Origin of the sequence: uncultured Halorubrum sp., from assembly GCF_937146585.1 — an archaeon.
Taxonomy (GTDB): Archaea; Halobacteriota; Halobacteria; order Halobacteriales; family Haloferacaceae; genus Halorubrum; species Halorubrum miltondacostae.
On the sequence record NZ_CAKZRO010000010.1, the window covers coordinates 1 to 15,675 of the forward strand.

Consider the following 15,675-nt stretch of genomic DNA (forward strand, 5'->3'; position numbering starts at 1 on the left):
ATACGACCCTGTCACGGTCGTGACGCGGGTTCAAATCCCGCTCCGGGCGTTCTTCGACGCCGACTACGAGCGAGGAGCGTCAGCGACGAGCGAGTCCGGCGGCGACAAACGCAGACGAAGGGATTTGAATCTGAGGACGAGCGAACGGAGTGAGCGAAGTCCTCCGGGTTCAAATCCCGCTCCGGGCGTTCTTCGACGCCGACTACGAGCGAGGAGCGTCAGCGACGAGCGAGTCCGGCGGCGACGAACGCAGATCTGAGAGACGAAGGCGAGAGCGGAGCGGCCGGTGAGGCCGCGCGTTACAGGTCCAGTTCCGTCCGCAGGTCGTCGACGAGCGACTCTGTCTTCTGGCCCGGTTCCTCGTCGGTGTCGACCGGGGTCCGACCGTCGTACGTCTCGTGGACCATCGAGACGCCCTCGGCGAGGGTGTCGAGCCCGTAACCGCCCTCCAGAACGTACGCGTCGGCCGCGCCGACGTCGTCGGCGAGCGTCCGGATCCGGTCGGTCAACAGCGCGTACCCCTCGGAGGAGACGCGCATCCGCGAGATGGGGTCGTGGCGGTGCGCGTCGAATCCGGCCGAGACGATGAACAGGTCCGGGTCGAACCGGTCGACCGCGGGCGCGATGCCCTCGTCGACGGCGTACAGGTAGTCCGCGTCTCCCGCCCCGGCGGCCAGCGGGAGGTTCGCGGTGGTCCCCTCGCCGTCCCCCTCGCCCGTCTCGTCGAGCGCGCCCGTGTCCGGGTAGAGCCCGTCCTCGTGGATCGACGCGTAGAAGACGTCCTCGCTGTCGTAGAAGATGTCCTGCGTCCCGTTGCCGTGGTGGACGTCCCAGTCGAAGATGGCGACCCGGTCCGCGAGGTCCTCGTCGATCGCGGTCTGTGCGGCGACGGCGGCGTTGTTGAAGAAGCAGAATCCCATCGCGTCGTCAGTGACGGCGTGGTGGCCCGGCGGGCGGCCGATCGCGAACGGCGTCTGTCGGCCGGTCGCGCCGTCGAGCGCCTCGCGGGCGGCCCACTGGGCGAGGCCGGCGGCGGTGAGCGCCGCGTCCCACGTGCCGTCGCTGGCGACGGTGTCGGGGTCCCAGCTCCCGCCGCCGTCGGCGACGAACGACTCCAGTTCGTCGACGTACCCGTCGTCGTGGACCGCGGTGATCGCCGCCTTCTCCGCGGGGTCGGCCTCGACGTACTCGACGCCGTGGCGCTTGGTGAGCCCGCGGCGGATCGCGCGGAGCCGATCCGGGTTCTCCGGGTGTCGTTCGCCGGTGTCGTGGTCGAGACACCGGTCGCTGTAGCCGAACCGCATCTACTCGAACAACGCGAAGTACGTCTCGATGTCCTCGGCCTGTACCGTTCGGCGGTCCGCGTGGCGGGCGAGCGTCGCGGCGGCGCTCGCGACGTTGTCGGCGTAGTCCTCTAGGATATCGGCCAACGCGACCCGGGCGTCGACGCCGACCCGGTATCGGTCGTCGATCCGGAGTCGCGCGATCCGGTCGATGGGCGCGACCGGTAGGGTGAGGTCCTCGCGGGTGACGACCTGCTCGACGCCGAAGTCGGCCGCCATCAGCGTCTTCCGGCCGTCCGCGGTCGCCCGCTCCGCGGCGTCGACGGCGAGGTCCGCGCCGTGCGATTGGATCCGTCGGGCGAGCTCCTCGGCGGCGTCCGCGCTGACGCGGAGTTCCCCGGCGTTCCGCCGGATGATCCCGTCGACCGGCGCGAACGGCAACTCGACACTCATACACACAGTCGCGTCCGTGTATCGTATAACGCTTTCCGTTACCCGCATCGCCGCCGGCTCCGGAGGGGGAGCGACCCGGGTTTGAGAGCCTCGACCGCGTCAGAAGATCTCGGCCGCCTCAGAAGACGTCGTCCGCGTCGATGGTTCCGTCGCGCTCCGGCCCGCGGACGGTGATCTCCTCGCCGAGTCGGAGGCTCGCGTCGGTGTCGACCGTCCTCGTCTGCTGTCCGTCGTCGAGGACGACCGGGTCCCCGGTCTGGACTACCGTCCCGGTGAACTCGACCGCGCCGCCCGACTGCTCCGTCGTCGCGGTCGCCGCGCCGCCGCTGCCGTCGTCGCCGCCCTCGCCGGCGACGGCCTCCGCGGCCGCCTTCTGTCCGTCCTCGGCGAACGCGCCGAGCCCGGTCTCGTCCGCGCCGCGGTCGGCGCCGTCGCCCCCGGTGCTGCCGGACCCGGACGCGCCGCCGACGCCGGCCGCCGCGTCGCTCCCCTCGTCGAGGACGGAGACGGTCGACCGCCAGTTCGCGGACGCCTCGAGGTCGTCCTGCCAGCCGTCCTGGATCTCGACGTCGGTGAAGACGACGCGGTCGGCCAGTTCGATCTCGCGGTCGGCCTTGTCGCCCCACAGCGCGACGCGGATCTCGCCGGTCTCGTCTTTGATCCGGACGTTGCGGACCTGTCCCTCGCTGCCGTCGTCGCGGTCGAACGTCCGCTTTGGGTCGGTCTCGATGACGCCGCCGCCGATGTCGACGGTCTGGTCGATCTCGAGGTCGGCGATGTCGGTCGTCTCCGGGACGTACTCGACGTCCTCGTCGACGCGCTCGACCGTGCCGCGGTCCCCGACGTGGAGCTCTAAGTCGCCGTCGCGCTCGCGGACGTAGCCGTCGCCGACCTCGACGACCTCGCCGGCCGCGAACTCGTCGGCGAGGTCCGCCTTGTCGTCCCACAGCGTGACGCGCACGCGCCCCGTCTCGTCGCCCAGGGTGAGGTTCGCGACCCGTCCCTCGCTGCCGTCGTCGCGGTCGAACGTCCGGATCGAGTCCGTGTCTAACACCTGCCCGACGAGGTCCACGTCGGAGGCGCCGAGCGCGAGGTCCTCGACGCGGTAGGTGTCGAGCACCTGGACGTCGACCTCGGCGTCCTCGTCCGGCTCGACCTTGTCCGCGCTCACTTCGAGGCCGCTGTACCCCTCCTTCGGGCGGCCCATGACCCGGAGGACCTGCCCGACTTCGAGCTCCTCGACGGCCGCCGCGGCCATGTCGTCCCAGAGCGCGACCCGGACGGAGCCGGAGGCGTCGGCGACGTCGACGTTACACACGCGCCCCTCCTCCGCGTCTTCGTCGTCGCGCTCAAACGTCCGGACCTCGCCGATTGCGGTCACCTTGCCGAGGAACTTCACCTCGTTCATCCCCGGCTCGATGTCGGCGATGGTGTCGGCCTCCTCGTCGCGCAGCTCGTGTGCGATGAGCATCGCGGCGGTCTCCTCGTCCGCCAGCCCGCCCATCTGATCGACTTTGTCCTCGACGGCGGCCTCGAACTCCTCGAACTCGACGTCGGTGTCGAGGTCCTCGTACACCTCCTCTATGGCTCCCATACGCGTACCTCCGTGATCGGCGAGTTCGCGCATAAGCGTTGCCGTTGGCCGGGGTTCGCGCCGGATCCGTCCCGGTCGCCGTGCCGACCGGGACGGGTCGCGGTCGCGGCTCGAAGGCGGCTCATAGGCGTTCATCGGTCCCGTCGATACAAAAGGTGTTCATCCGGCGCGGGAGGCATGCGGACCGCAGGCACGCGGCCGCCGGACCGTAACCGTCTTAAGTTCTACCGCGGTACGTAGAGATGAGTCCTGGTAGGGTAGTGGACTATCCTCTTGGCTTGCGGAGCCAGGGACCGGAGTTCAAATCTCCGTCAGGACGTTCACTTTGCGGCTGTCTCACTTCGTTCGACAGCCGCTGCGTTCACGTCCCGACGTGCCCTGCGCTCGCTTCGCTCGCGCAGGACTCCGTCAGGACGTTTCTTTCAGCACAAGGCTGGAGCATAGCGAGCAGCACGTGCTGAAAGAAAGTCCGCGGAGATTTGAGCAGAAAAGACGTAGCGCCCGAGCGGAGCGAGGGCGGCCGCCTGTCCGAGTTCAGATCCCGGTCCACACCACACGTTACGGCCGTCAGACTCCGTTCGAGAGTCGCTGCGTTTTCGGTCCGGGCAAGCGGACGCTCGGCAGCAGACGCGCGAGGAACGGCGGATGAGGCGACGATCGCGGAGCGATCCGTCGGACTCCGGATCAATCTCTTAGATCGGTAACATTTTGTGTATTGGTAGCAAATACCACGGTCGGTGTTCGCGTATGAGCAACGCCCGACGGTCCGAAGCCGACGAGCGTACCGCTACGCCCCCTCCGGAAGCGTCCGCTCGACGGATGCCATCACTGAACGACGTGTTCCTCGGCGATCCGAGGCTGTTTTTCATCAGAGATCGCGAATCCGATCGGGCCGCCTGTTTCGAGTGGGACCCGAGTTCGGACGACGAGACGCTGGTGATGCGGAACGAACAGACGCTGACGGAAGACGGAATGCCGTTTACGACGCGGCTTGAAATTAACCGGCGCGATTATCAGCCCCTCGCGACGGAGGTGACCGAACGGTCCGAGGCCGGGACGACCTACGCCCTCCGGCACGAACCGCGAGAAGAGACCGGCGAGAACTACCGACTTACCTTCGAGGCGTTCCCCGGTCCGCAGGGCAAGGACCAGACGTACTACGGGACGTTTCGTGACCTCGAGGCGGAGAAGGAGTACGACGTGTTCGCCGTCGTCGACGCAAACACCGTGTGTGTGGTAGTGATTGCTATTGCGACCCTCTGCGCGGGAAGTCTGATCATCGATGCGGCACGGGGCAGCTGTGCCGACCGCTGTCGAACCGCCTGCGGCGGCGGCGGGAACGTCGAGTCGTGCGAGGCGAGGGTACAGGTCATCGGGAACTGGAAGAACGGGTTCAGAAACAGCTGTACGATCAAGTGTAACTCGAAGTGTAAGGCCGGTAGTGGGAGCGGCAGCGGTGGCGGCAGTGGCAGCGGTGGCGGCAGCGGCAGCGGTGGCAGCAGCGGAGGCGACGACAGCGGCGGAGGCAGCAGTAGCGGAGGCGACGACAGCGGCGGGAGCGGAGGCGACGACAGCGGCGGGAGCGGTAGCGATAGCTCCGACGGCGGCAGCGGCGGTGGGACCGGGAGTTTCACCGGGATACGGCCGGACCAGATCGGAGTCGTTCCGCGGGACCTCTTCGAGGAGCTCATGCGGGAACGGAGCGAGACCGAAGAGAGCGAGTGACTCCCGCGTCGCGACCGTCCGTTTAAGCCGTCAGTCGTGCGGGTGGAACCGCTCCATCGCCCGACGGACCCCGTCGGTGTTGCCGATGAACGTCACGTGGTCGCCGACCTCGAGGACGCTGTCCGCCGACGGGACGCGGTTCTCGCCGTCGCGGCTGATCACGGCGACGAACGTCCCGTCCGGGATCCGGCTGTTGAGGTCGCGGATGCTCTTCCCCGCCAGCTCCCGAGAGGTCACCTCCACCTCCTGAACGTCGTGGCTGTCGCCGAGTTCGTTCATCCAGTGCGTGAGCGCGGGGCGCTCGATCTCGTCGTCGATGGCGGCCGCGGTCGCCGTCGTGGCGTCGATGCCGGTGACGCCGATGCTGTCGAAGGCGTCGACGTTGTCCGGGTCGTTCACCCGCGAGTACACCGACTCGACGTCGAACTTGGTGATCGCGAGCTGGCACGCGAGGAGGTTGATATCGTCGTCGGCCGTCGTCGTGATGAACCGCTTCGCGTCGTCGATGTCGACGGCGCGAAGCGTCTCCGTGTCGCTGCCGTCGCCCTCGTAGACGGTGAACCCATCCGCGCGCGCCCGCTCGGCGACGTCCGGGTCCGTCTCGACGACGACGACGTACTCGCCCCTGTTCTCCAGTCGCGTGGCGAGCGCCTGGCCGACCCGACCCCCGCCGATGATTATCGTGCGCATTGGTGACACTCCGAGGAACTCTCCGATCTGCCGCGCGAACCCCGCCTCGACGAGGACCGTCGCGAAGATGACCGCGAACACCGTGCCGACGAGCAGTTCGCCGGCGGCGATGCTGCCCGCGAGCTCCAGCTCGATGGCGAACAGCGTCGCCACGCTCGCCGGGATGATCCCCCGCGGGCCGACGCTCGCGATGAACAGCCGCTCCGGGCGGGTGAACCGCTCGACGCCGACGGTCGCGAGGAACGCGCCGAGCGGTCGCAGGACGAACATGATGACGAACACGAGCCCGATCACGCCGACGCCGAGCCCGGCGATCGCCTCCACGTCGATCAGGGCGGCGAGCGAGATGAACACGAACGAGAGGACGATGAGCGTCGTGTTCTGGGCGAACCGCTCGATCTCCTCGCGGTTGTCCAGACCGAGGTTCCCGAGGAGGATCCCGCTCGTCGCCGCCGCCGCGATGCCGGCCTCCGCGGCGACGGCCTCCGCGGCGGCGAACGACCCGATCGCGGCCGCCAGCACGAGGAACTGCGACGCCTGAACGTCGCGTTCGGGGACGATGTCGCTGTCCAACAGCAGGTAGATGATCGCCGTCGCGAGCAGCCCCGCGGCGACCCCGACGCCGAACCGCTGGAGGAACGAGAGCACCGTCGCGGGGACGCCGAGGTCGTCGAGCAGCAGCGTCTCGAAGATGACGACCGCGACGATCGCGGCCGTCACGTCGTTGACGATCCCCTCGGTCTCCAGCGCGGTGGCGACGTGGTCCCGCACCCGGACCACGTTGAGGATCGGCGTGATGACCGTCGGGCCCGTTGCCACGAGCAGCGCGCCGACGAGCAGCGCGATCTCCCACTCGCCGCCGGTGAAGACGCGGACCGCCGCCGCCGTGCCGACGAACATCACGACCGCGCTGACGGTCACCAGCCGGAGCGAGACCGTCGACGCGCGGCGGATCCGGTCGAACCGGAGCGCGAACGCCCCCTCGAAGACGATGATCGCGACGCTGAGGCCGACGATGATCTCCAGTCCCTCGCCGAACGTCTCCAGCGTGACGAGCCCCAAGGCTTCGGGCCCCAACACCACGCCGATCGCGAGGTAGAAGATGACGCTCGGCACGCGCAGCCGGTGAGCGAGGAGCTGGACCGCAAGCCCCGAGACGAGGATGACCGCGATCACCGGGAGTAGGCTACCTGACACGTCTACCACAGATACGACCCCCGACGTGGTTAGTGTACTGGTGTATCCGCCGACACCGCCGGTGGCCGGGGCGGCCCGTCCACGCCATTGGTTCGCACACACGGGGAACTATTAATTCGGTTCCGTCACTGGGTGAACGTACGCCCGGTCGGTCCCCACCGCCGGGTCGAATCCATGACCGTCCGCGACCCCATTCCGACGTTCGCCCCCCGCTGGAGCGCCCGGAAACGGGGCCGCGGGCCGGTCACCGCTCTCCTCGGTGCCGTCGCCGCGTGACCCCGGCGCGGAGACGGCCCGCTTGCGACAGCCGCGAGCGATAGTCTCCCACGGACCGCTCTCGACGCCAGTTCGCCGTCTCCCGACCGCGCGGTGCGGTCGGCGGCGGTCGAGTCGACGCCGACCGCGAGGCGCACGCCTCGCACCACCACTCCAATCCGACGATGACAGCAGACCGATTCCCCTCCAGACGCACCGACCATCCCGACCCGTACGCGGGTCCGCACCCGTCCGGCCCCCTCCCGTCGCCCGGCGAGGTGATCGCCTTCGCGGCGTTACCCGTGGCGACGGTCGCGGTCCTGTCGTTCCCGGTCGCAGCTGCGGTCGCCCTGGCGGCCCTCGCCGGCGCGGTCGTCGGCGCGGCACTCCACCGCCGGTATCCGACCGCGGTCGGTCGGACGCTCCGGCTGCCGGACGGCGACGCGAGCGTCCGAGAGACCTGATCGAACCCCCTGACGTTCGAAGCCCCACCGCTCCGCTGACGCTTCCCCCTCCACCGCTCCGCTGACGCTCGACCCCTCCACCCCTCCCTGACGTGCGGGCTCTCCGTCGTCCCCCCGGTGCTCGGCCCCTCCGCCGCGCCGTCGGGGAACTCGACATTTATCCCTCGCCGCCACCGACCGCGACGCGTGAGCGACCGCGACTCCCGAGGGCAGAGCGACCGCGACCCCGCCGACGGCGCCGAACGCGTCGTCGCCGGAGCCGCGTTGTTCAACGAGAGACATCTCCTCGCCGCGCAGAGCGTCTGGGAAGCGACGCCGACGGCATCGAGCGAGACTCGTGAGGAGGACGCCGAACGACTGCTCCGGGGACTGGGCGCGACCGCGGCGGCGACGCGCCGCGCGGTCGACGGCGACGGTCAGGAGGCCTCCGGGCACGCGGAGGACGCCGCCGTGGCGCTGGCGGCCGTGACCGATCCGCAGGGGGTCGCGGTGACGCCCGTCAGGGAGTGGGCGGAGCGCCTCGCCGCGGCTCCCGAAGGGGCGGAGTCGGCGACGCCGCCGCGGGTCCGAGTCGACGACGAGACGCCGACGTTCGGCGATCTTTCGCTCGGCGCGGCCGGCTTGGCGGCCCCGGCGCTCGCGGCGGCGGGCGAGCCGGGCGACGAGGCGACGCTCGCGACCGCGGCGGAGTTCGCGTCCGAGGCGCGCGGGACGGGCCGGACCGAGTTCGCCGAACTGCTGTTCGCGTACCTGCGGACGCCGGACGCGCGACCGCAGGTGGCCGCGCGGCTGGGCGATCACGTCGAGCGCGAGGAACGGAAGCGGCGAGACGTCGACGGGCTGTTCTAGCGGCGCCGGTGCGGGAGCGAGCGTCGGTCGCGCCGCGGCGCTCAGGCGTCGTCGCCCGACGCGTCCGGGTCCGCCGGGAAGTTCGGCTCGGCGGGCGGCGCGTCGCCGGCGCGGTCGGCGTCGAACCCGTCGGCCGCGTAGCGACCCCCGTTCGTCTCGGTGTCGCGGTCCGGCTTCGGCTCGCCCTCGAAGGTGTAATCGGCGGAGTTGTCGGCGGGGTCGTAGCCGAGCGCCTCGCGGGCGCGCTCGATGGAGTAGTAGCGCCGGTCGTTGTTCGAGATGCCGTAGACGACCTCGTAGCCGTACGTCGCCCGGAGACAGCGGTCGAACAGGTGCGCGCAGTCGCGGTGCGAGAGCCACATCGCCTGCCCGCGCTCGTACTCGCGGGGCGGGTGGTCCTTGGTGAGGTTCCCGATGCGGACGCAGACGACGCTCATGCCGAACTCGTCGTGATAGAAGCGCCCGAGCGACTCGCCGGCCGCCTTCGAGACGCCGTAGAGGTTGCCGGGACGGGGGAGTTCGCTCCCGTCGAGCCGGTACTCGTCCTCGGACCGGTAGAGGTCGGGGGTGCGCTCGTCGGTCTCGTAGCCGCCGACGGCGTGGTTCGAGGAGGCGAACGCGAACTTCTCGACGCCGGCGTCGGCGGCGGCGCGCATCACGACCTGCGTCCCGTCGATGTTGTTCCGGAGCACGGAGTCCCACGGGGCCGTCTTCCGGGGGTCGCCGGCGAGGTGGATCACCGCGCCGACGTCGGCGACCGCCTCGCGGACGGCGCGCTCGTCGGTGATGTCGGCGACGTACCGGTCGGCGTCGGTGACCCCGTTCGGCACCTTCGCCGCCGGGAGGGGCTCGCGGTCAAGGAGCCGCCAGTCGTAGTCGTCACCGATACCGCGGAGGATGGCCTGTCCCACCCGTCCGCCGGCGCCCGTCAGGAGGACCGGCTCGTCCATTCGACTCTACGTGGGCGGGAGAACGGCATATATGACACGGTTCGGCCGGTACGCCCGAATCCCGGCCGCGAGGCCGGTGTCACGAGCGGAAAACGGTGGCGAAACGTCGGGAGGGCGCGCCTACAGCTTCTGCCGCGAGACCTTGACGCCGGTCGGGGTGACGATGATCTGGTCGTCGCCCTTCTGGACGATGTCGCCGTCGACCTCCTCGACGACCTGTCGGAGCTCGTCGTAGACGTGTTCTATCGTCCGGTCCGACGTGGAGTGGCGGGTGATGTCGGCGACGACGAAGTCGCCGTCGTACACCGCGTCCTTGATCGGGATGACGTCGCTCTGGTCGGCGATTTCGGCGAAGTGTACCTGCGTGCCGGTCTCCGCGTGCGCGTCGGCGAAGTCGTCCGTGTCGAGCTCGACGTAGTCGTCGACGGAGCGGCTCCCGCCCCCGCCGAGGATCTTGCTCATGATGCCCATACACACCACACGACGAGGTCAGACATTAGTTCTTACGTCAGACGCACCGCTCAGTCGAGCCGCTCCTGCCACTCCTGGACCCGCGAGAGCAGCTCCACCGGGGGCGTCTCCGCGACGTCGACGTCGCTCAGCTCCTCGATCACGGCGCGGGTCTCGGCGTCGAGCCGCGCCGTCGCGGCGTCGGACTCGGTCGCTCGGGTTGTCGATTCCGATCCGTCCGCGGCGGTCCCGTTCCGGGAGGCCGAGCCCGTCTCTCTACCGGAGTCGGACGCCCCGTCCCCGGCGAACGACCCGGAGGAGAGGTCGAACACGACCTGTTGCGTGCCGCCGCCGTCGACGCCGGGGGACTCGCCGTCGCCGCTTCCGCCACCTCGCGACCCGCCGCGCGCCTCGATCGCCTTCTCCTCGCGGAGCCGGTCAAGGACCTCGTCCGCGCGGGAGACGACGGGGTCGGGGACGCCCGCGAGGTCGGCGACGTGGACCCCGTACGAGCGGTTCGTCGGGCCGTCGCGGACGGTGCGGAGGAACGTCACCTCGCCGTCGCGCTCGTCGACGGCGACGTGGACGTTCTCGACGCGCGGGAGGTGGTCGGCGAGCGTCGTCAGCTCGTGGTAGTGAGTGGCGAACAGCGTCCGCGCGCGGACCTCGTTGTGGAGGTACTCGGTCGCGGCCCACGCGATGGAGATGCCGTCGTAGGTGGCGGTGCCGCGGCCGACCTCGTCGAGGATGACCAGGGAGTCCGCCGTCGCCGAGTGGAGGATGTTCGACAGCTCCTGCATCTCCACCATGAACGTCGAGCGGCCCTGCGCCAGCTCGTCGAGCGCGCCGACGCGCGTGTAGATGCCGTCGACGAGCCCCACCTCGGCGGCGCGCGCGGGGACGAACGAGCCCGCCTGCGCGAGCAGCTGGATCAGCGCGGCCTGCCGCATGTACGTCGACTTCCCGCTCATGTTCGGGCCGGTGACGACGAGGAAGCCGCGGTCGGCGTCGAGCCGCAGGTCGTTCGGGACGAAGTCGGTCGTCCCCTCGACGACGGGGTGGCGGCCGGCCTCGACGTCGAGCCGGCGCTCGTCCGTCAGCGACGGGCGCGTCCAGTCCCGCCGCGCGGCGTGGGTCGCGAGCGAGGCGAGCGCGTCGAGCTCGGCGACCGCTCGTCCGGCGTCCTGAAGCAGTTCGGCGCGTTCGGCGACGCGCTCGCGGAGCTCCTCGAACAGCTCGTACTCCAGCTCGCCGCGGGCCTCCTCCAGGCGGAGGACCGCCCGCTCCTTCTCGGCGAGCTCGTCGGTGACGAACCGCTTCGAGTTCTTCAGCGTCTTGATCTCGCGGTAGTGTTCCGGTACCCGGTCGGCGACCGACTTCCCGACCTGGATGTAGTAGCCGTCCGTCTTGTTGCGGTCGACGGTGACGTGGCTGAGCCCGTGCTGTCGCTTCTCGCGCTCCGCGAGGCCGTCGAGCCACGAGTTCACTTCCTCGTGGCGCTCGATCAGGTCGTCGAGCTCGTCGTCGTAGCCGCGCTTCAGGAGGCCGCCGCCGGTCTTCGCCTTCGGCGGGTCCTCGGCGAGGGCGTCGGCGAGCTCCGCGCGGAGCGCGGCCGCGCGGTCGCGGTCGACCCGGCCGAGCACGGCGGCCGCGGGCGAGTCGGCGAGGGCGGTGTCGTCGACGGCGTCCGCGAGGGCCGGCAGCAGCGCGAGGGTGTCGCGGACCGAGAGCAGTTCGCGCGCGCCAGCGCTCCCGCTCGTCGTGCGCGCCGCGAGGCGTTCGAGGTCGTAGGCGTCGCCGAGCACCTCGCGGAGCCGGTCGCGGGCGAGCGCCGCGGACGCCAGCGCCTCGACCGCGTCGAGCCGGTCGTCGAGCGTCTCGCGGTCACGTCGCGGCCGGGTGAGCCACTCGCGGAGCAGTCGGCCGCCGGCTGCGGTGACGGTGTGGTCGACCGTGTCGAACAGCGAGCCGTCGGCGTCGCCCCGCATCGTCTCCGTGATCTCGAGGTTGCGCTGGGTGGTCGCGTCGACGTCGACGCGGTCGTCCGCGCCGTACGCCGTCAGGCGCGTCATCGAGGCGAGCACGCCCGCCCCCGTCTCCTCGACGTACGAGAGGACCGCGCCCGCGGCGCGGACGGCGAGCGTCGAGTCGAGCCCGACGCTGTCGGTCGTCTCGCGGCCGAACTGCTCGCGCACCGCGTGTTCCGCGCGCCCGGCCGCGAACGCCTCCGCGTCGAAGGCGGTGACGCGCCCCGAGAGGTCCTCGCGGACCGCGCCGAGGAGGCCGTCGTCGTTGCGGACCCGCGGCCCGGGCAGCACCTCGGCCGGGTCGAACCGGTAGAGCTCGGCGCGCAGGTCGCCGCCGTCGTCGACCGTCGTGGCCAAGAATCGTCCCGTGGTCACGTCGGCGAACGCGAGCCCGTAGGGGCCGTCGGCATCGGCGTCCGCGGTCGCGCCGGTCGCGCCCTCCTCCCGCACCACGGCCGCGAGGTAGCGCGCGTCGTCGTCGCTCGTCTCCAACACCGTGCCCGGCGTGACGACGCGGACGATCTCGCGGGCGTGGTCGCCGTCCTCGGTCTCGTACTGGTCGGCGACCGCGACCCGGTAGCCGCGCTCGACCAAGGCGTTCACGTACGGCGTCAGCTCCGAGAGGGGCACGCCCGCCATCGGGTACGACGAGCCGTGGGAGGACTTCTGCGAGATCGACAGATCGAGCTCGTCGGCGACCAGCTCGGCGTCGTCAGCGAAGAACTCGTAGAAGTCGCCGCACTGCATCGCGAGGACGTCCGCGTCCGTCTCCGCCTTGAGATCGAGGAACTCCCCGACGATCCCCGTTGCCATATGTCCGTACTCCCGCCGTGCGCGGCTAAAACCCTGCGGGTGTCAGCGCGATCGTTCCGGTCGGGTCCGCGGGGAGAAGGGTCGTCACCCGAGCCGGTTCCGCTTCGTCGACGTCCGGTGGACGAGCCCGGACGCGCCGAACACGAGCGCGAAGAGCGCCGCGTACGCGTACCCGGAGACCGCGGCGAACGGGGCGGTCCCGGCCCATCCCGCGATCGCCAACAGCCCGCACACGACGGCGAGCCCGGCGTAGTACTCGCCCCAGAGGATCTCCTTCTCCGAGACGATCTCGAGGTACACCTCCAGCTGCCGGCTCTCCTCGGTGAGCGACACCAGCCCCCGGTCGGACTCGTAGTCGATGAACCCGCTCGCGGCGAGCTTCGGCAGGTGCGACTGGTGGAGCGCGGTGTACACGCGCTTGCGCTGCTTGTACGTCACCGCCGGAATCTCGACGTCGTTCTCCCACGCGGCCAGCTGCTCGGCGATGTCCCTGACGCGCGCCTCGGTGCCGTTTGTTTTCAGGTACTTGATCACGTTGCGACGCCGCCGGTTGCTCAGCGCGGTGAAGACCTCGTCGCGCGAAAGGTCCTCACCGCCGGTGTCCGACGACGCCGCTTGCTTGGCGAGTTGTGGTGTCATAGCTCATACAACGGAATACGAGTACGATTATCACGGGAGGATATATCACTTCGCATTGTAATCTTCAGCGCCGGTCCCGAAAGATTCGCCCGAACAGAAGTGTACACACTCGCCGTATTTCGGGCGTCCCTGGCGTCTTCGACACATTTCAGCGCGGCGACACAGCGATAGTTGTCCGGCCGCTGTAACGATTTTGCGGACCGGAGAGGCCGCGTCGGACGCGGTAGGCGGCCCATACATAGGTCGGTGCGCACCGTCCGAGGGGTATGAACGCGTCACGAGAAACGGTCTTGGGCCGCCTCCGAGAACCCGCGCGCGCCGCCGTCGGTCGCCTCCGACAGCCGGAGTACGTCGGCGCGAACCGGTGTCTCCCCTGTACGGTCGTCAACGTCGTCATCGCCGCGGTCGGGGCCGGCGCGGCGGCCGCCGTCGGCGCGCCGCTGCTCGGCGCGGTCGGGTTCGGCGCGTCGCTCGGGGCCATCTGGCTCCGCGGCTACCTCGTCCCCGGGACGCCAGAGCTCACGAAGCGCTACCTCCCGGAGCGGGTGCTCGCGCTGTTCGGCAAGGCGTCGGGCAACGCCGAGCCCCGCGGGCTGGGCGTCGGTGAGGTAGACCCCGAAGCGTACCTCCTCGACGCGGGCGTCCTCGTCGAGACGCCCGCGGGCGACGACTTCGCGTTCGCCCCCGACTTCGCCGCGTCGTGGCGGGCGGCGGCCGAGGACGGGGCGGGAGCGACGCCCGACGAGGGGAGACGGACCGACCGCGACGACCTCGCGGCGCTCGCGGCGCTCACCGGACTCGACCGGGACGAACTCTCGCTCGACTGGCGGGGCGGCGCGGGGTTCGCGTACGCCGGCGAGGAGCGGATCGGTCACTGGGAGTCGCGGCCGGCGTTCCGGGCCGACGCCGCGGCCGACCGCGTGCTGACGGGGCTCGACGGCGACTGGGCGGATCGCCCGCTCGCCCAGCGGAGCGCGGTCCTCGGCGCCCTCCGGCTGTTCGTCGAGGACTGCCCCACCTGCGCGGGCGACGTGGCCCTCGAGGAGGGCGTCGTCGAGTCCTGCTGTTCCAGCTACGACGTGGTCGCCGGCCGCTGCGCGGGCTGTGACGCGCGGCTGTTCGAGCTGCGGCTGCCGGCGTCGCTCGCGGCCGCGAGCGAGTAGTCGGGCGAGCGAGAGCGAGTCGGACGGGCGAGAGGACGGAGACGAGAAGGCGGTCGGCGAAGGGAAGTGGCCGCGCGGTTCGTTTTTCGGGTCAGTTCACCGCAGCCGGAGCTGTCGCAGCACGGAGAAGCGGTTGACCCAGAGCTGGGCGGCGCTGGCGACGGCGAACGCGCCGAGCGCGAGGCTGGTCCACAGCACGGGGTCGACCGCCGACACGAGCGGGGCCTCGAGGAGCGCGGCGAGCACGACGAGCAGCGACACCATCGCCAGCGCGCGGTACAGCTCCGACCACGTCGCGCCGCCGGGCGCGAGAATCTCCGTGTACAGGCGCACGTCGCGTGCGCGCCGGGAGAGCTCGATCGTCTGCGACTCGCGGTCGTACGTGATCACGCCCGCGTCCGCCAGCTTGGGCAGGTGCGTCTGGACCAGCGACGTGTACACGCTCTCGCGGCAGCGCGTCGGCGGCGGGCGCTCGCCGGTCTCCCGGGCGGCGACGAGCGTCGACAGCTCGTTGACCGAGACCGTCCCGCCGACGGAGCCGAGCTGTTCGATCGCGCGCCGTCGGCGCTCGTTCGCGAGGATGGCGTACACCTGTTCGGCCGGAAGGACGTCATTTCGGAGTTTCATGGAGATGGGGGCCGGGCGGCCGCGCTCGGCGGCGCCCGAGTTCTGTCGCCTACTGCGTCGGACGGGAGTATATGTATGGGCGCGCTACCGCTCGCGGTCGCCGATCCGGAGGGGGAGGTACGGGGTTCCTGTCGGATTCGGCCCGTCGAGTACGGTCTTCGTGCCGCGTTCGGCGGCGGCGGTACGGGAAACATACCGGCAATAACCACCGGAGTAGGGTCGTCGAACCGCCGATCGAACGCATCCTTTGACCGGTGGCTTGAGGGCTTCTACCGGCTGGAATCAGTCGTTCGACGGTGACGTGGGAACGCGTAACTAGGTCGGTACCCCTCGGAGGGGGAAGTAACCGATTCGGTCAGCCCAGCGCGGACGGGGGGCGAGTCGGGGGAGAAACCATGAGCAAAGACACAAACGACACAATCGGACTCTCGCGGCGCAAGGTGCTCGCGGGCCTCGGCGCGGTCGGCGTCGCGTCCGCGGGCGCGGGACTCGGTAC

13 protein-coding genes and 1 tRNA gene are annotated in these 15,675 nt (G+C 70.4%); 5 read left to right on the forward strand and 9 right to left on the reverse strand.

Annotation, left to right across the window (positions count from 1 at the left end):
- Positions 1 to 299: 299 nt before the first annotated feature.
- The 3 genes from Q0116_RS00740 to Q0116_RS00750 form a co-directional block, all read right to left on the reverse strand.
- Complete coding sequence (locus Q0116_RS00740; RefSeq protein WP_297884564.1) at positions 300 to 1,304, reverse strand: histone deacetylase; 1,005 nt, start codon at positions 1,302 to 1,304, stop codon at positions 300 to 302.
- Positions 1,305 to 1,736, reverse strand: a complete 432-nt coding sequence (locus tag Q0116_RS00745) for a histone family protein (RefSeq protein ID WP_297884565.1) — start codon at positions 1,734 to 1,736, stop codon at positions 1,305 to 1,307. It abuts the gene before it with no gap.
- A gap of 118 nt (positions 1,737 to 1,854) precedes the next feature.
- Positions 1,855 to 3,330, reverse strand: coding sequence for a single-stranded DNA binding protein (locus Q0116_RS00750; protein ID WP_297884567.1), 1,476 nt, complete (start codon positions 3,328 to 3,330; stop codon positions 1,855 to 1,857).
- Positions 3,331 to 3,576: 246 nt separating this feature from the next.
- Here Q0116_RS00750 and Q0116_RS00755 point away from each other — a divergent pair.
- Together Q0116_RS00755 and Q0116_RS00760 are read left to right on the forward strand one after the other, a co-directional pair.
- A tRNA-Arg gene (locus Q0116_RS00755) sits at positions 3,577 to 3,649 on the forward strand.
- A gap of 428 nt (positions 3,650 to 4,077) precedes the next feature.
- Positions 4,078 to 5,055, forward strand: coding sequence for a hypothetical protein (locus Q0116_RS00760; protein ID WP_297884568.1), 978 nt, complete (start codon positions 4,078 to 4,080; stop codon positions 5,053 to 5,055).
- Between the two features lie 30 nt (positions 5,056 to 5,085).
- Here Q0116_RS00760 and Q0116_RS00765 read toward each other — a convergent pair whose 3' ends face one another.
- Positions 5,086 to 6,921 (reverse strand): cation:proton antiporter, encoded by a 1,836-nt coding sequence (locus tag Q0116_RS00765; protein ID WP_297884584.1) that lies wholly within the window; start codon positions 6,919 to 6,921, stop codon positions 5,086 to 5,088.
- 461 nt (positions 6,922 to 7,382) lie between these two features.
- Between Q0116_RS00765 and Q0116_RS00770 the strand changes: the two genes are divergently transcribed.
- Positions 7,383 to 7,661, forward strand: a complete 279-nt coding sequence (locus Q0116_RS00770) for a hypothetical protein (RefSeq protein WP_297884570.1) — start codon at positions 7,383 to 7,385, stop codon at positions 7,659 to 7,661.
- A gap of 186 nt (positions 7,662 to 7,847) precedes the next feature.
- Complete coding sequence (locus tag Q0116_RS00775) at positions 7,848 to 8,510, forward strand: hypothetical protein (RefSeq protein WP_297884572.1); 663 nt, start codon at positions 7,848 to 7,850, stop codon at positions 8,508 to 8,510.
- A gap of 41 nt (positions 8,511 to 8,551) precedes the next feature.
- On the opposite strand, the gene azf is transcribed toward Q0116_RS00775, so the two are convergent.
- The 4 genes from azf to Q0116_RS00795 all read right to left on the reverse strand — a co-directional run bounded on the left by azf (position 8,552) and on the right by Q0116_RS00795 (position 13,389).
- Entirely contained in the window at positions 8,552 to 9,460 is a 909-nt protein-coding gene (gene azf, locus Q0116_RS00780; RefSeq protein WP_297884574.1) for an NAD-dependent glucose-6-phosphate dehydrogenase Azf, read from the reverse strand.
- A gap of 120 nt (positions 9,461 to 9,580) precedes the next feature.
- Positions 9,581 to 9,931: a cell division protein SepF gene (gene sepF, locus Q0116_RS00785; RefSeq protein ID WP_297884576.1), complete on the reverse strand. Its 351-nt coding sequence runs from the start codon at positions 9,929 to 9,931 to the stop codon at positions 9,581 to 9,583.
- A 50-nt stretch (positions 9,932 to 9,981) separates the two neighbouring features.
- A complete protein-coding gene (gene mutS, locus Q0116_RS00790) occupies positions 9,982 to 12,750 on the reverse strand; it encodes a DNA mismatch repair protein MutS (protein WP_297884578.1) in 2,769 nt (922 codons plus the stop codon).
- Between the two features lie 84 nt (positions 12,751 to 12,834).
- Positions 12,835 to 13,389 (reverse strand): hypothetical protein, encoded by a 555-nt coding sequence (locus Q0116_RS00795; protein WP_297884579.1) that lies wholly within the window; start codon positions 13,387 to 13,389, stop codon positions 12,835 to 12,837.
- 266 nt (positions 13,390 to 13,655) lie between these two features.
- Here Q0116_RS00795 and Q0116_RS00800 point away from each other — a divergent pair, with 266 nt between their 5' ends.
- Positions 13,656 to 14,552 carry a hypothetical protein gene (locus Q0116_RS00800; protein WP_297884581.1) on the forward strand — a complete coding sequence of 299 codons (897 nt, stop codon included), beginning with the start codon at positions 13,656 to 13,658 and terminating at the stop codon, positions 14,550 to 14,552.
- A 96-nt stretch (positions 14,553 to 14,648) separates the two neighbouring features.
- On the opposite strand, the gene Q0116_RS00805 is transcribed toward Q0116_RS00800, so the two are convergent.
- The gene (locus Q0116_RS00805) at positions 14,649 to 15,179 is read right to left on the reverse strand and encodes a hypothetical protein (protein WP_297884582.1); all 531 of its coding nucleotides are present in this window, start codon (positions 15,177 to 15,179) and stop codon (positions 14,649 to 14,651) included.
- Positions 15,180 to 15,675 lie beyond the last annotated feature (496 nt).

What these genes read in the sequence shown, in the direction of transcription:
- Q0116_RS00740 (WP_297884564.1), bottom strand. Translation starts at nt 1,304, where the DNA reads ATGCGGTTCGGCTACAGCGACCGGTGTCTCGACCACGACACCGGCGAA.
- Q0116_RS00745 (WP_297884565.1), bottom strand. Translation starts at nt 1,736, where the DNA reads ATGAGTGTCGAGTTGCCGTTCGCGCCGGTCGACGGGATCATCCGGCGG.
- Q0116_RS00750 (WP_297884567.1), bottom strand. Translation starts at nt 3,330, where the DNA reads ATGGGAGCCATAGAGGAGGTGTACGAGGACCTCGACACCGACGTCGAG.
- Q0116_RS00760 (WP_297884568.1), top strand. Translation starts at nt 4,078, where the DNA reads ATGAGCAACGCCCGACGGTCCGAAGCCGACGAGCGTACCGCTACGCCC.
- Q0116_RS00770 (WP_297884570.1), top strand. Translation starts at nt 7,383, where the DNA reads ATGACAGCAGACCGATTCCCCTCCAGACGCACCGACCATCCCGACCCG.
- azf (WP_297884574.1), bottom strand. Translation starts at nt 9,460, where the DNA reads ATGGACGAGCCGGTCCTCCTGACGGGCGCCGGCGGACGGGTGGGACAG.
- sepF (WP_297884576.1), bottom strand. Translation starts at nt 9,931, where the DNA reads ATGGGCATCATGAGCAAGATCCTCGGCGGGGGCGGGAGCCGCTCCGTC.
- mutS (WP_297884578.1), bottom strand. Translation starts at nt 12,750, where the DNA reads ATGGCAACGGGGATCGTCGGGGAGTTCCTCGATCTCAAGGCGGAGACG.
- Q0116_RS00795 (WP_297884579.1), bottom strand. Translation starts at nt 13,389, where the DNA reads ATGACACCACAACTCGCCAAGCAAGCGGCGTCGTCGGACACCGGCGGT.
- Q0116_RS00800 (WP_297884581.1), top strand. Translation starts at nt 13,656, where the DNA reads ATGAACGCGTCACGAGAAACGGTCTTGGGCCGCCTCCGAGAACCCGCG.
- Q0116_RS00805 (WP_297884582.1), bottom strand. Translation starts at nt 15,179, where the DNA reads ATGAAACTCCGAAATGACGTCCTTCCGGCCGAACAGGTGTACGCCATC.